The organism is uncultured Sphingomonas sp., from assembly GCF_964021865.1.
Lineage (GTDB): Bacteria > Pseudomonadota > Alphaproteobacteria > Sphingomonadales > Sphingomonadaceae > Sphingomonas.
The window spans coordinates 20,988-34,922 of record NZ_CAXIAM010000007.1; the positions used below are offsets into that span (position 1 = coordinate 20,988).

Here is a 13,935-nt window from a genome sequence, read left to right on the forward strand (position 1 = left end):
GCTTGGCGAAGCGAAAAACCGCGCCTACCCTCGATCGCATCGTGCAACAGGGAAGGAAGTCGCTCATGCTCAAGGATTTCCGGGCGTTTATCGCGCGCGGCAACGTGCTGGATCTGGCGGTCGGCGTCATCATCGGCGGCGCGTTCGCGACGATCACCAAGTCGCTGACCGACGACGTCATCATGCCGATCGTCGGCGCGCTGTTCGGCGGTTTCGACTTCTCCAGCTATTTCGTCCGGCTCGGGCCGGTGCCGGCCGATTACAAGGGCTCGACGGCGAGCTATGCGCAGCTCAAGGCCGCGGGTGTGCCGCTGCTCGGGTACGGCGAGTTCATCACCGTCGTCATCAACTTCCTGATCCTCGCGTTCATCGTCTTCCTGCTGATGCGCAGCGTCAACAAGCTGATCGCGACCGTCGAGCGCGAGAAGGCCGCGGGCAATGCGGAGCCGGCGGCCGACCCCGCCGAAGTGGTGCTGCTCCGCGAGATCCGCGACGAGCTGAAGGCGCGGGGGCCGGTCCCGCCGCAAGCATGAGCGCCGTCGCCCCTGCGCAGGAGCGACGCAAAGAAAAGGGCCGGGGGGATCGCTCCTCCCGGCCCTTTTTCGTCTGGAGCCTGCGTCAGTGCGTCTCGTGCACTTCGACGATGCCGCGGCCCAGATGGCTGTGGCCGCGGCTGTAGCCGAAATAGATCACCAGCCCGACCGCGCCCCATACCGGCAGCACCAGCATCGCCGCCGAGGGCAGGTTGAAGAACAGGAACACACAGCCGGCGATCGTCAGCGGCCCGACCAGCCAGAGCGCCGGGGTGCGGAAGCTGCGCGGCTGGTTTGGCGCGGTCCGGCGCAGGATCATCACCGCCACCGCGACCATCGCGAAGGCGTAAAGCGTCCCGGCATTGGCGATATCGGCGAGCTGCCCGACCGGCAGGAAGGCTGCGGCGAAGGCGACGCCCACCCCGGTCATCCCGGTCACGATATGCGGCGTCTTCCACTTCGGGTGCACGGTCGACAGCCGTTCGGGAAGCAGCCCGTCGCGGCTCATCACGAAGAAGATGCGCGTCTGGCCGAACATCAGGATCAGGATCACCGACGGCAGCGCAACGAAGGCGGCGATGCCCAGCAGATTGCCGATCCCCGACCAGCCGATCGTGCGCAGGACGTGCGCCAGCGCCTCGCCCGAGCAGACCAGCGCGTCCTTATATTGCGGCAATGCGCATTCGCGGGCCAGTTCTTCCGATCCGGCCGGGAAGGGGATGCCGTTCGGCCCCATGATCGGCTGCCCGCCGATCGTCCCGATCGCGCCCGCCGCAACGAGGATGTAGAAGACGGTGCAGAACAGCAGCGACCCGATCAGGCCGATCGGCACGTTGCGCTGCGGGTTCTTGGTTTCCTCCGCGGCGGTCGACACCGCGTCGAACCCGACATAGGCGAAGAAGATCGTCGCCGCCGCGCCGACCGCGCCGACCCCGGTGCCGAACCCGCCGAACACGCCCGCGGGCAGGAACGGGTTGAAGCGATCGGCGCTGAAATAATCACTGGGCAGCGTCAGCGCGACGAATGCGGTCAGGGCGGTCACCTTGATCGCGACCAGCACGGCGTTGACGCGCGCGCTTTCGGTGGTGCCGATCATCAGCAGCCAGGTGATGAGCAAGGCGATCACCACCGCGGGCAGGTTGATAAGCCCCCCCGGCGCGCCGCCCAGCGCGAGCGGCGCCGCCGAAAGCCACGCTGGCAGATGCACGCCCAGGAATTGATTGAGGATCGTACCGGTGAAATAGCCCGACCAGCCGACCGCCACCGCGCTGGCGGCCACCGCATATTCGAGGATCAGCGCCCAGCCGACCGTCCAGGCGAGCAGCTCGCCCATCGTCGAATAGGTGTAGGTATAGGCCGATCCCGCCACCGGGATCATCGCTGCGATCTCCGCATAGCAGAGCGCGGCGACGATGCAGATCGCGCCGGCGATCGCAAAGGCGAGCATCAGGCCGGGACCGGCCTTTTGCGCGCCCGCTGCGGTCAGCACGAAGATGCCGGTGCCGATCACGCAACCGATGCCGAACAGCGTGAGCTGGAACCAGCCGAGCGTGCGATGCAGCGACTTTTTCTCGGCGGTGGCGAGGATGGCGTCGAGAGGTTTGACGCGCCCGAATATCATGTAGGTCGAAGCCCCCGGAAATGCTGATGGCCGGAGCCTAGCGGCGGATCGCGGGCGCGCAATAGTGTTGCGTTACGATGACGGTTTCATTCGTGGCTGTCGTTGTGCGCCAGCATGGGACCGAGCGCGCGCCCGCCGAGAATGTGGACGTGCAGATGCGGCACCTCCTGATGCGAATCGAGCCCGGTGTTGGCGATCAGTCGATAGCCGCTGGCGACCAGCCCGGCGGCACGCGCGGCGCGTCCGACGGCACGCGTGAAACTGACGATCTCCGCGTCGCTGGCGTTCGCGGAAAAATCATCCCAGCTGACGTAGCTGCCGCGCGGCACCGCCAGCAGGTGCGTCGGCGCCCAGGGCGCGATGTCGTGGAAGACGATCGTATGGTCGTCCTCGTACACGCGCTTCGACGGGATCTCGCCGCGCAGCAGCCGCGCGAAGATGTTGCCGTCGTCATAGGGCAAGGTGGCGTCGACGCTCATGCGCGGATCCTCTATTCGGCGCGAAAGGAGAGGGGTAGCGGGCCGCGCGCCGCCTTCTCCTCGTGCCCGCTGGTCCCCTCACGCCGCGCCAGTTCGGCACGAATGTCGTCGGGGGTAAGCCCGGCATCGGCGAGCAACACGAACAGGTGGTAGATCAGGTCGGCGGCTTCGGGCACGATCGCGCGCGGGTTCTGACCCATCGCGGCAATGACGATCTCGGTCGCTTCCTCACCAATTTTCTGCGCGATCCGCGCACGGCCGCGGGCGAACAGCGAGGCGGTGTACGAGCCGTCGGCGTCGGCACCCTTGCGCGCGGCGATCGTCGCGAACAGCCGATCGAACGTGTCGGTTGCAGTCATAGTGACGGGGTGCCGCGTCGCGCCGCCGGGGTCAAGAATGATGCGGTAGCGCCGTCATGCCGGGACTGGCCCGGCATGACGAAGCGACATCAGACCGCCGGCGGGTAACGCGACGGCTGGCCTGCCTTGCTAGCCCGGTGGCGATCGTACGCCTTCTTCGCAACATACGCGCCACCCAGCGCCCAGCCGAGCGGCCCCATCCGCGTCACCGCGCGGGCCGCGATCGCACCGATAATCGCGCCACCTGCGCCGCCGTCACGCCCGCGCCGGTCGAGTTCGCGCCCGACCAGTCCGCCCAGAATGCTGCGAATCATGCCTTGATCCTTTCCGATACCGTGTCGCCGAGAATTTCGATGCCCTTCAGCACGCCCCAGCCGATTGCCCAGGTTGCGACGATCGGCAGCGCGACCTTCAGGACATTGGCGGTGATCGCGCCGTACAGCGCGCCGTCTGCCGCGCTGTCGTCTCCCGACAGCGAGTCTATCGCGCCGCCGATCAGCGCGCCGATCGTGGTAGCACCCATGTTGATAACCCTCGTTCGTTTCGCATGAACAATGCCGGGGAAGCGGCGCGGTTCCGGTCGTCATCCGGTCAGGAACGCCCCAACATCGCCTCCGGCCGCACGACCCGGTCGAACGTCTCCGCATCGACCAGCCCCAGCGCGAGCCCTGCCTCCTTGAGCGTCATCCCCTCGGCATGGGCGTGTTTCGCGATCCTGGCGGCATTGTCGTAGCCGATCTCGGGCGCGAGCGCGGTGACGAGCATCAGCGAGCGGTCGAGCAGCTCACCGATCCGCGCCTCATTGGCGGTCAGCCCCTCGACGCAGCGTTCGGCGAAACTGTCGCAGCCGGTCGCGAGCAGGTCGATCGAGCGCAGCACCCCCGCGCCGATCACCGGCTTGAAGACGTTCAACTCCAGATGCCCCTGCATCCCGCCGACCGTGACCGCGACATGGTTGCCGATCACCTGCGCGGCGACCATCGTCAGCATCTCGCACTGCGTCGGGTTGACCTTGCCGGGCATGATCGAGCTGCCGGGCTCGTTGGCGGGCAGGTCGAGTTCGGCCAGCCCGCAGCGTGGGCCCGAGCCGAGCAGGCGAATGTCGTTGGCGATCTTCGTGCAGGCCACCGCCAGCGTATTGAGCGTGCCCGACAGATGGACGAGCGGATCGTTGCTCGCCAGCGCCTCGAAGAAGTTGTCGGCGGGGCTGAACGCAATCCCGGTGATCGCGCCCAGTTCGGCGCAGATATCGCGCGCGAATCCGGCGGGGGCGTTGAGTCCGGTGCCGACCGCAGTGCCGCCCTGCGCGAGCCGGTCGGTGCCTTGCTCGACCGCCGGCCCGATCCGCTTGAGGCAGCGATAGAGCTGGTGGGCATAGCCCGAGAATTCGTCGCCGAGCGTCAGCGGCGTCGCGTCCTGCAGATGCGTCCGCCCGATCTTGACGAGGTCGCGCCATTGCTGCGCCTTGGCATCGAGCGCGGTGTGGAGCCGCTCGACCGCCGGGATCAGGCGTTGCCGCACCGCGATCGAGCAGGCGATGTGGAGCGCGGTCGGGAAGCTGTCGTTCGAGGATTGCCCGCGGTTGACGTCGTCATTGGGGTGGACGGGGGATTTGCCGCCGCGCGTGCCGGTGAGGATCTCGTTGGCGCGGCCGGCGATCACCTCGTTGACGTTCATGTTGCTCTGCGTGCCGCTGCCGGTCTGCCAGATCACCAGCGGGAAATGATCGTCGAGTTTGCCCTCTGCGACTTCCTGCGCGGCCTGTTCGATCGCCCCGGCCTTTTCGGCGGCGAGCCCGTGGCGGCGGTTGACTCGTGCGGCGGCCTGTTTGACCAGCGCGAGCGCGTGGACGATCTCGATCGGCATCCGCTCGCGCGCGCCGAACGGGAAGTTTTCGAGGCTGCGCTCGGTCTGCGCGCCCCAATAAGCGTCGGTGGAGACCTCGATGGGGCCGATGGAGTCGGTTTCGGTGCGGGTGGCGTGGGTCATGCGGGGATAACTGGCCGGGCGGGCGGTTGTTGCGCAACCCGCTCTCCGTCATTCCTGCTCTCGTCATTCCCGCGCAGGCGGGAATCCAGACGCGCAGGTTCTCGCAAGGGCCGCTACGTCAGAGGTTCTGGATCCCCGCCTTTGCGGGGATGACGATTACCCGATCCGCTTCAAAAGGAAGAAGCGCGCTTCGCCGGGCGGGTAATCGTCGATCTGCCCGAACACGCCATAGCCGCGCTTCTCGTAGAAGCCGCGCGCCTGGAAGCTGAACGTGTCGAGCCAGATGCCGACGCAGCCCAGTCGTCGCGCCTCGTCCTCGGCCGCCAGCATCAGCGCGCGGCCCTGTCCCTTGCCGCGCGCTTCTGGCGGGAGCGCGAGATATTTGACGAACAGCCAGCGATAGCTCGCCTCCGCCCACAGCCCGCCGATCGCGGTGCCGGCGTCGTCGCGCAGCACCAGCGCGAGCTTGTGGCGCTCGGTCGGGCCGGCGGCGGCGTCGTTGTGCGCGACCAGCGGGGCGAGGATCGCATCGAGGTCGACGTCGCCGGGGTTGGGGATAAGGTCGATCATGTCGGGACTTTCGTCATTGCGAGCGCAGCGAAGCGATCCAGGGTCCGGCGCGCGACGCTCTGGATTGCTTCGCTGCGCTCGCAATGACGGTTGGGGTTACGGAGCGTGGAGGGCACGTCATGGGAGTGGATCCCATGACGTCGGACTCGCTTGCTGCGCCGGCCGTGCCGATGCGTCGCCTTGCGACCGCGGCGCACTGGTGCGCCGCTCGCATCGTCACTTCTTCCTTTTGAAATCCACCGCCACGACGTTCGACCCGTCCTCGACCGGCGTCACGCTCGGCCCGTCGTTCTCGGCCGGGTCGTGCGGACCGGGACCATCGCCGGGGCCTTCCTGCGCCTGGAAGCGCAGCTCGAAATTGACCGTCGGGTCGTGGAAGCCGGTGATCGCCGAATAGGGAATGACCAGCTTCGACGGCACCTGATTGAAGCTCAGCCCCACCGAGAAGCGCTCCTGATCGACCGTCAGGTCCCAGAAGCGGTTCTGGAGGACGATCGTCATCTCGTCCGGGAAGCGCTCGATCAGCCGCTGCGGGATGTCGACCCCGGGCGCCTGCGTCTTGAAAGTGATGTAGAAGTGGTGCTCGCCCGGCAGACCGCCCGACTCGGCCACGGTTCCCAGCACGCGCCCCACGACCGCGCGCAGGGCTTCCTGCACGATTTCGTCGTAAGGTATCAGGCTGTCGGGCAGCATATCGCTCATGGCCGCCATGGGTAGCGCGGTGCGCGGCACCGTCAAGCTCGCTTGGTAAGGTTACTCGGCAAGGTTGCCTGCACGGCGGGGCGCGTTATGGACGAGGCGATATGCGCACCGCCACGATCCGCCGCGACACTTCGGAGACGAAGGTCGCCGTCACCGTCAACCTCGACGGGACGGGGGTTTACGACGTGAAGACCGGGGTCGGCTTTTTCGACCATATGCTCGAACAGCTCTCCCGCCACGGGCTGATCGACCTGCACGTCCGCTGCGACGGCGACCTGCACATCGACGAACATCACACCGTCGAGGACACCGCGCTGGCGATCGGCAACGCGGTGGCGCAGGCGCTCGGCGACAAGCGCGGCATCCGCCGCTATGGCGATGCGCTGAGCCCGATGGACGAGACGCTGACCCGCGTCGCGCTCGATATCTCGGGGCGGCCGTGGCTGGTGTGGCGCGCACGCTTCTCGCAGGCGCGGCTGGGGGGCATGGACACCGAGATGTTCCAGCATTTCTTCCACAGCTTCGCGCAGAACGCCGGGATCACGCTGCACATCGAAACGCTGTACGGCGACAATAACCATCATATCGCCGAGAGCATGTTCAAGGGGCTGGCGCGCGCGTTGCGTGCCGCAGTCGAGATCGACCCGCGCAAGGCCGATGCGATCCCCTCGACCAAGGGGATATTGTGACGGGGTTTCGCGCCGCCGGCGCGCTGTGCGTCGTGTTGCTCAGCTATGTGCGTCCGCTCGAAGAGGTCGACGCGCAGATGGCTGCGCATGTCGCCTGGCTCGATGAGGGGTTCGCGCAGGGCGTGTTCCTTGTCGCGGGGCGGCGCACGCCGCGCAGCGGCGGGGTGATCGTGATGCGCGGCGAACGAGAGGCGGTCGAGCGCGTCGTCGCGACCGATCCGTTCGTGACCAGCGGGGTGGCGACCGCGGAGGTGGTGCCGTTCAGCGCCAGCTTCGCCGCGACCGAGCTGCACGGGTGGCTGGCATGACGCTCGCGCTGATCGACTATCAGGCCGGCAATCTCCATTCGGTCGAGAATGCGTTGCGCGCGGCGGGCTGCGCCGACCTGACCGTCACAGCAGACCCCGAGGTGGTGCGGCGCGCCGATCGCATCGTGCTGCCCGGCGTGGGCGCGTTCGGCGCCTGCGCGGCGAACCTGCGCGCGGTGCCCGGTATGGTCGCGGCGCTGGAGGAGCGGGCGCTCCGGCAGGGCACGCCGTTCCTCGGCATCTGCGTCGGGATGCAGTTGCTCGCCGAAACCGGTGAGGAACTTGGCGTCCACAAGGGGCTCGGCTGGATCGCGGGCAGCGTGCGCCGCATCGACCCGGCGGGCAGCGACGCCAAGGTGCCACACATGGGCTGGAACGACGTGGTGCCGATCGCCGGTCACCCGCTGATCGTCCCCGGCGAGGCCTATTTCCTCCACAGCTACGCCTTCACCGGCGACGGCGTGGTCGCGACCACCGACCATGCCGGGCCGGTGACCGCCGCGATCGCGCGCGACACGGTGCTGGGCGTGCAATTCCACCCCGAAAAGAGCCAGCGCTACGGTCTGGCGCTGCTCGAAAGGTTTCTGGCATGGCGTCCCTGATCGTCTTCCCCGCGATCGACCTCAAAGGCGGACAGGTCGTCCGGCTCGCCGAGGGCGATATGGCGCGCGCGACCGTCTATGGGGACGATCCCGCCGCGCAGGCGCGCGCGTTCGCGGCGGCGGGCGCGACGCACCTGCACGTCGTCGATCTGGACGGCGCGTTCGCGGGCGAGAGCGTCAACGGTGAGGCGGTGCGCGGGATCGTCGCCGCCTTTCCCGGCAAGGTGCAGCTCGGCGGCGGCATCCGCACGCCCGCGGCGGTGGAGGCGTGGCTCGATCTCGGCGTCGCGCGCGTCGTGATCGGCACCGCCGCGCTCGAACAGCCGCAGTTCGTCCGCGACATGGCGGCGCGCTATCCCGGCCGGATCGTCGTCGCGGTCGATGCGCGCGACGGGATGGTCGCGACCAAGGGCTGGGCGGAGGTTTCCACCACCAGCGTCGCCGATCTCGCGCGGCGCTTCGAGAATGCGGGGGTGGCGGCGGTGCTGTTCACCGATGTCGGGCGCGACGGGCTGCTCAAGGGCTGCAACGTCGCGGCGACGGTCGCGCTCGCCCGCGACGTGCGTATCCCGGTGATCGCCAGCGGCGGGGTCGCGGGGATCGACGACATCCACCAGCTCGCCGCGCATGCCGGTGATGGCGTGGAGGGCGTCATTACCGGGCGCGCGCTTTACGACGGGCGACTCGATCTGGCCGAAGCGTTGCGGGTAGCGGGACGCTGACCCGCCCGTTTCCCCGCCGCCTCGCCGCACTGCTCGCGCGGGCCGACCGCTTCCTGCTGCTGCTGATCGCGACGGTCGCGCTTGCCGCCGTCCTCCCGGCGCGCGGGGCGGCGGCGGTGTGGGTCGACCATGGCACCACGGTCGCGGTCGCGCTGCTGTTCCTGCTGTACGGCGCGCGGCTCGCGCCGCAGGCGATCTGGGCGGGGCTGGCGCAATGGCGGTTGCAGCTCCTGGTGTTCCTCAGCACCTTCCTGCTGTTCCCGTTGATCGGCCTCGGCGTCGCGGCGGCGACGCAGGCGTGGCTGCCCGCGCCGATCGTCACCGGGCTGCTGTACCTCTGCCTGCTGCCGTCGACGGTCCAGTCGTCGATCGCCTTCACCTCGATCGCGCGCGGCAACGTGCCCGCGGCGCTGTGCAGCGCGTCGCTGTCGAACCTCGTCGGGGTGGTCATCACGCCGCTGCTGGTCGCGCAATTGCTGAACAGCGCGAGCGGCGGGCTGTCGCTCGATGCGCTGCGCGACATCGCGGTGCAGATCCTGCTGCCGTTCGTCGTCGGGCAGGCGGTGCGGCCGTGGGCGCAAGGCTGGCTGCTCGCGCATCCGCTGCTGACCAAGGTGGTCGACCGTGGATCGGTGCTGGTGGTTGTCTATGCCGCGTTCGGCGCGGGGGTGGTCGCGGGGCTGTGGCAGCATGTTTCGCCGCTGACGCTGATGGCGATCGTCTTCGTCTCGCTCGTCATCCTCGCGATCGTGATCGGCGCGACGCGGCTGGCGTCGCGCACGCTGGGCTTTACCGTGCCCGACGAGATCGCGACCGTCTTCTGCGGGTCGAAGAAGAGCATGGCGAGCGGCATCCCGATGGCGGCGATCCTGTTTCCGGCGCACAGCGTCGGGCTGATCGTGCTGCCGCTGATGATCTTCCATCAGGTGCAATTGTTCGTCTGCGCATGGCTGGCGCGGCGCTATGCGGAGCGGGCGGCGTGACGCGCTTGCCCGGTCGCGCCGGCGCGGGCATGAGCCGCGCATGACCGTTCGCGCCCGTGTGATCCCGTGCCTCGACGTTGCCGGCGGGCGCGTCGTCAAAGGCGTTAATTTCGTCGATCTGGTCGATGCCGGCGATCCGGTCGAACAGGCGCGCGCCTATGATGCGGCGGGCGCGGACGAATTGTGCTTCCTCGACATCACCGCCAGCCATGAGGCGCGTGGCACGATCCTCGACGTCGTGCGACGGACCGCGGCGGTGTGTTTCATGCCGCTGACGGTCGGGGGCGGGGTGCGCACCGCCGAGGATGCGCGCGCGCTGCTGCTGGCCGGCGCGGACAAGGTCGCGGTCAATTCCGCCGCGGTGGCGCGGCCCGAGGTGGTCGCCGATATCGCCGAGCGGTTCGGCAGCCAGTGCTGCGTCGCCAGCGTCGATGCGCGGCGCAGCGGCGACGGCTGGGAGGTGTTCACGCACGGCGGGCGACGCGCGACCGGGATCGATGCGGTCGGACACGCGCTGCGGCTCGCCGAACTGGGCGCGGGCGAGTTGCTGGTGACGTCGATGGATCGCGACGGGACGAAGGGCGGCTACGACCTCGACCTGATCCGCGCGATCGCCGACCGCACCGCGGTGCCGGTGGTGGCGAGTGGCGGGGTCGGATCGCTGGCCGATCTGGTGGCGGGGGTGGTCGAGGGGCACGCCTCGGCGGTGCTGGCGGCGTCGATCTTCCATTTCGGGCAGGCAACGGTGGCCGAGGCGCACGCCGCGCTGGCGGCGGCTGGGGTGCCGGTGAGGTCACCGTTGCAATAAACGGGGCCTCTGACAGCGTTGACGCGTGACGCGGGTGAATGTCTGGCATTGGTGGATAGCTGCCATTGTCATGCGGTGGTAAGCCGCTCTCATGACCGTGGCGGCCCTGACATTTTGCAAGAGACCGAACGGCTATGAGGCGCCAAGCGCCGGTTATGTGCGTGGGCGGATACGCGTTGGCGAACTCGACGAAACGTTCTGGTCCAGTACGTCAATTTGGAGCATCGACCAGTATCAGAGGAGTTGGCGCGCTGCTGCGGCCTATTGTGTTTTGAAGCGCCAGCCGGTCCTTCTCTACACGGACGTAACGGCAAGGGCTTCGACGGCGTATCACGCTGTGCCGCATGGCCGCGACATCCTGATCTTCGAACAAATGCTGCGAGGCGCGCGCCGGCTCATCTCTCACCCACTCGCTGCTAATGCGCTCCTACGAGAGCTACATCAGGTTTCATGTTGGAGCGCGTGCCCCAAGGAACTCGAACCGCTGGCTCGATCCCGGTAAGCGACTGGGTGTGGTAGTGAGCGATCAGGCGGCTATCGGCGATAATATTGCAAAAGCAGCCGATCGCGCAGGGCCTGTCGCCATGCGCCTCCCCGTATTCTTTGTTCTCACTGCCTTGCTTGCTGCTTGCTCGCCTGAAGCTGACCAGCAAGCCGACGCAGGTCGCGATGCCTCAGAAGCGACAGAGACTGCGGCAATCAAGTCGGCTCGCCAAGCCTGTAAGCACCTGCGCAAACCGCGGGTGGAACACAAGTTTGACGTAGGCATCTCGGACTACGAAGCGTGTCTTGGCGGAAGAGCGAACTTAACGCGCCCGGCGAACGGGCAACTGTGCGATCTCGCCAAGAGCACAATGTCGCCTTCTGGGAAATGCGTCTTGGGGGAGTAAGGTTTTCAGATAAACCTTAGCGGAATGCTGTTCGTGGTGGGGAGCGGACCTAAATACAGTCGCCAGTGGAGCAGACCGCCAGAAGCCCAACAAAGGGCAGAGCGGGGATTGCCGCGACTGTGTAGGCGATCGTTAGACTGATCGTGACCCCATGGGGCCATCTCCCTAACCAAATCGCGATCACTCCGATCGCCCATGCCGCGATCAGCACTAAGTAGGCCATCACCGCTCCGCTCGAAAACAATCCGGTGTGGGCCGCGGCGAGCAGCAGCAGAATTGGCGCGGTAAGCATTCCAATCAAGGCTACGATCAAGCGTCTCATCACTTGAAGGTGCCGCGCACGGCCTATGTCCGCAAGTGGGCGCTAGCGGACGTTGAGAGCAGGTCTCGTCAGGGAGTGCAGGCAGCACTGAAGACGCTTGGATGAGCACTGCCGCAATCTCGGCCGTGGGGTCCTCCGCCGCGAGGTGCGCTACAGAGGGTCGGGAACGGTCGTTTTGGGCAGAAAGCCTTTTATTCGACGCGCATACCCCTTGCACGGACGCTGCGGTGCAAACTACGTTCCGTAACTGGGGATGGTGGCACGATCAACTGACCGAGACGGGCGCCTGGGACAGGTGCTGCGGTGGGCGTCTGCCACATGGTGGGGGAAAGTAGACGATGATCTGGATGGCTATGCTAGTGCTTGAAGAAACTCAAATAGCATTGGTGCCGGCGACGATTACGAATCAGAGTGAATTGCTGTCTCCCGAAGACTATGTCACGCGTGCCGCAGGGCTTGAGAAGAGCGGTTTGACAGTGGTCGAGGTTCTCGTCGATCCGACTGGCAAGCCACAAACGTGCGGTGTAGCCTCGTCAAGCGGATCCAAGGACCTAGATTTGAAGGCGTGCGCCGCAGCGGTGCTCCGGGGCAAGTACACGCCGGCAACAGACGAAAACAAGCGGCCTTTGTATGGCATCCTCCGACTGCGCGTTCGATGGATACTGACCAATGTCTTTGATGGGCCTTCTGGTAAGCCTCAGTCTCCTCCTGACATCGTGTTTGAGGTTGCGAAGCTGCCTGAAGCGCGAAGATCCGTTCAAGTCGCTCTGACATACCTCGTCAACGAGCAGGGGGCGATTGAACGCTGTTCCGTCTTGCAGTCCAGCGGCTTTAAGGCGTTCGACGCGAGCGCCTGCTCTACCATGAAAAAATTATACCGTTTCGCTCCGGCCAAAGACAAGGCCGATAAGCCTTGGCCGGTTGTCCGCATGCAAAGGGTTGAGTTCGCGACCAGCCAAATGCCTCCCCGTGACGCCTCGGCAGCGCCATAACGGCGTGAGCGGACGTCCTTTCCCACGCCGTTCCGCAAATTGAGCGCCGGCCAAAGGGGTCGTCTTTTGACCCCGTCACAGCCACCCCGCTTCCGCATGTTCTCCCAGCCGCGGACTCGGCCGCGCCGCCACCGCGCGCGCGCCGTCGTAGCGGATCGGGGAGGCGAGGCCGGGGATGTCCGCCATCGCCAGTTGCATCCCGCGCGCCACCACCTGCGGATCGGCGAAGACCTGATCGATGCGGTTGACCGGGCCGACCGGCACCCCCGCCGCCTCCAGCGCGGCGAGCAGGTCGGCGGCGCGCCACAGCACGGTGCGCGCGACCAATAGCGGGAGCAGAGCGGCGCGGTTCGCCACGCGCGACGGGTTTGTCGCGAAGCGCGCGTCCTCCGCCAGCGCCGGCACTTCCAGCACCGCGCACAGCTTCGCGAACTGGCGATCGTTGCCGACCGCGACGATCAGGTCGCCGTCGCTCGTTGGGAAGCTTTGGTACGGGGCGAGGTTGGGGTGGCCGTTGCCGAGCCGTTGCGGCACCACCCCGCTCGCCATCCAGTTGAGCGCCTGGTTGGCGAGCACCGCGACCTGCGTGTCGAGCAGCGCCATGTCGATATGCGTGCCGGTGCCGCTCGATGCCCGCGCGACCACCGCGGCGAGGATCGCGACCGTCGCATAGACGCCGGTGAACAGATCGGCGTGCGCGACGCCGCCCTTCTGCGGCGGGCCGTCGGGCTCGCCGGTGATCGACATCATCCCGCCCATGCCCTGGATGATGAAGTCATAGCCGACCCGCTGCGCATAGGGGCCGTCCTGTCCGAAACCGGTGATCGAACAGACGATCAGCCGCGGATCGGCGGCGCGCAGCGCGGCGGGGTCGATCCCGTATTTGGTCAGCCCGCCGACCTTGTAATTTTCGATTACCACATCCGCGCCGGCAGCGAGCGCGCGCACCTGCGCCTGCCCATCGGGGGTGGCGATGTCGATCGCGACCGAGCGCTTGCCGCGGTTGCAGGCGTGGTAATAGGCCGCCGAGCCGCGCTCGCCCGGCGTGTCGGCGATGAACGGCGGGCCCCAGTGGCGGGTGTCGTCGCCCTCGCCGGGGCGCTCGACCTTGATGACGTCGGCGCCGAGATCGGCAAGCAACTGCCCGGCCCACGGCCCGGCAAGGATGCGGGCCAGCTCCAGCACGCGCAGGCCGGCGAGCGGTTTGGGGGTGTCGGTCATCTTGCTCTTTAAGCGTGGCGTGGTGGGTGATGTCGAGATGGTTCGGGCGGAGCACGTAGAGGACGCAGAGGGGAAGAAGTTCGGTTCACGCGGAGGCGCGGAGACGCGGAGAGGTGCGGCGTCGGCAAGGTTCCGAGCCGCCACC

General features: G+C 67.2%; 17 protein-coding genes. 8 read left to right on the forward strand and 9 right to left on the reverse strand.

Annotation, left to right across the window (positions count from 1 at the left end; genetic code table 11):
* Positions 1-65: 65 nt before the first annotated feature.
* Complete coding sequence (gene mscL / locus AADI75_RS03205; protein WP_341207606.1) at positions 66-533, forward strand: large conductance mechanosensitive channel protein MscL; 468 nt, start codon at positions 66-68, stop codon at positions 531-533.
* An 85-nt stretch (positions 534-618) separates the two neighbouring features.
* Here the strand turns inward: mscL and AADI75_RS03210 are convergent, their stop codons facing one another.
* The 8 genes from AADI75_RS03210 to AADI75_RS03245 form a co-directional block, all read right to left on the reverse strand.
* Positions 619-2,154: an amino acid permease gene (locus AADI75_RS03210; protein ID WP_341207607.1), complete on the reverse strand. Its 1,536-nt coding sequence runs from the start codon at positions 2,152-2,154 to the stop codon at positions 619-621.
* Between the two features lie 86 nt (positions 2,155-2,240).
* Positions 2,241-2,633: an HIT domain-containing protein gene (locus AADI75_RS03215; RefSeq protein WP_341207608.1), complete on the reverse strand. Its 393-nt coding sequence runs from the start codon at positions 2,631-2,633 to the stop codon at positions 2,241-2,243.
* Positions 2,634-2,644: 11 nt separating this feature from the next.
* Positions 2,645-2,992 (reverse strand): phosphoribosyl-ATP diphosphatase, encoded by a 348-nt coding sequence (locus tag AADI75_RS03220; protein WP_341207609.1) that lies wholly within the window; start codon positions 2,990-2,992, stop codon positions 2,645-2,647.
* An 89-nt stretch (positions 2,993-3,081) separates the two neighbouring features.
* Positions 3,082-3,306 carry a hypothetical protein gene (locus AADI75_RS03225; protein ID WP_341207610.1) on the reverse strand — a complete coding sequence of 75 codons (225 nt, stop codon included), beginning with the start codon at positions 3,304-3,306 and terminating at the stop codon, positions 3,082-3,084.
* The gene (locus AADI75_RS03230; RefSeq protein ID WP_341207611.1) at positions 3,303-3,515 is read right to left on the reverse strand and encodes a hypothetical protein; all 213 of its coding nucleotides are present in this window, start codon (positions 3,513-3,515) and stop codon (positions 3,303-3,305) included. The genes AADI75_RS03225 and AADI75_RS03230 overlap by 4 nt, the downstream gene beginning before the upstream one ends.
* Before the next feature lie 68 nt (positions 3,516-3,583).
* Entirely contained in the window at positions 3,584-4,981 is a 1,398-nt protein-coding gene (fumC, locus tag AADI75_RS03235) for a class II fumarate hydratase (RefSeq protein ID WP_341207612.1), read from the reverse strand.
* A gap of 156 nt (positions 4,982-5,137) precedes the next feature.
* On the reverse strand, positions 5,138-5,551 hold the full coding sequence (locus AADI75_RS03240; RefSeq protein ID WP_341207613.1) for a GNAT family N-acetyltransferase: 414 nt from the start codon (positions 5,549-5,551) through the stop codon (positions 5,138-5,140).
* Between the two features lie 216 nt (positions 5,552-5,767).
* The gene (locus tag AADI75_RS03245; RefSeq protein WP_028966722.1) at positions 5,768-6,253 is read right to left on the reverse strand and encodes a ClpXP protease specificity-enhancing factor SspB; all 486 of its coding nucleotides are present in this window, start codon (positions 6,251-6,253) and stop codon (positions 5,768-5,770) included.
* Positions 6,254-6,354: 101 nt separating this feature from the next.
* Here AADI75_RS03245 and hisB point away from each other — a divergent pair, with 101 nt between their 5' ends.
* From hisB to AADI75_RS03280, 7 genes are all read left to right on the forward strand, one after another.
* Complete coding sequence (hisB, locus tag AADI75_RS03250; RefSeq protein WP_341207614.1) at positions 6,355-6,942, forward strand: imidazoleglycerol-phosphate dehydratase HisB; 588 nt, start codon at positions 6,355-6,357, stop codon at positions 6,940-6,942.
* Complete coding sequence (locus tag AADI75_RS03255; protein WP_341207615.1) at positions 6,939-7,250, forward strand: YciI family protein; 312 nt, start codon at positions 6,939-6,941, stop codon at positions 7,248-7,250. Before hisB ends, AADI75_RS03255 begins: the two co-directional genes overlap by 4 nt.
* Positions 7,247-7,852 carry an imidazole glycerol phosphate synthase subunit HisH gene (gene hisH / locus AADI75_RS03260; RefSeq protein ID WP_341207616.1) on the forward strand — a complete coding sequence of 202 codons (606 nt, stop codon included), beginning with the start codon at positions 7,247-7,249 and terminating at the stop codon, positions 7,850-7,852. Before AADI75_RS03255 ends, hisH begins: the two co-directional genes overlap by 4 nt.
* The gene (gene hisA, locus AADI75_RS03265; RefSeq protein ID WP_341207617.1) at positions 7,840-8,574 is read left to right on the forward strand and encodes a 1-(5-phosphoribosyl)-5-[(5-phosphoribosylamino)methylideneamino]imidazole-4-carboxamide isomerase; all 735 of its coding nucleotides are present in this window, start codon (positions 7,840-7,842) and stop codon (positions 8,572-8,574) included. The genes hisH and hisA overlap by 13 nt, the downstream gene beginning before the upstream one ends.
* A complete protein-coding gene (locus AADI75_RS03270) occupies positions 8,571-9,557 on the forward strand; it encodes a bile acid:sodium symporter family protein (RefSeq protein ID WP_341207659.1) in 987 nt (328 codons plus the stop codon). The genes hisA and AADI75_RS03270 overlap by 4 nt, the downstream gene beginning before the upstream one ends.
* 40 nt (positions 9,558-9,597) lie before the next feature.
* Complete coding sequence (gene hisF / locus AADI75_RS03275) at positions 9,598-10,365, forward strand: imidazole glycerol phosphate synthase subunit HisF (protein WP_341207618.1); 768 nt, start codon at positions 9,598-9,600, stop codon at positions 10,363-10,365.
* 1,550 nt (positions 10,366-11,915) lie between these two features.
* The gene (locus AADI75_RS03280) at positions 11,916-12,569 is read left to right on the forward strand and encodes a TonB family protein (protein WP_341207619.1); all 654 of its coding nucleotides are present in this window, start codon (positions 11,916-11,918) and stop codon (positions 12,567-12,569) included.
* A 75-nt stretch (positions 12,570-12,644) separates the two neighbouring features.
* Here AADI75_RS03280 and AADI75_RS03285 read toward each other — a convergent pair whose 3' ends face one another.
* Complete coding sequence (locus AADI75_RS03285) at positions 12,645-13,790, reverse strand: CaiB/BaiF CoA-transferase family protein (RefSeq protein ID WP_341207620.1); 1,146 nt, start codon at positions 13,788-13,790, stop codon at positions 12,645-12,647.
* Positions 13,791-13,935: the final 145 nt, after the last annotated feature.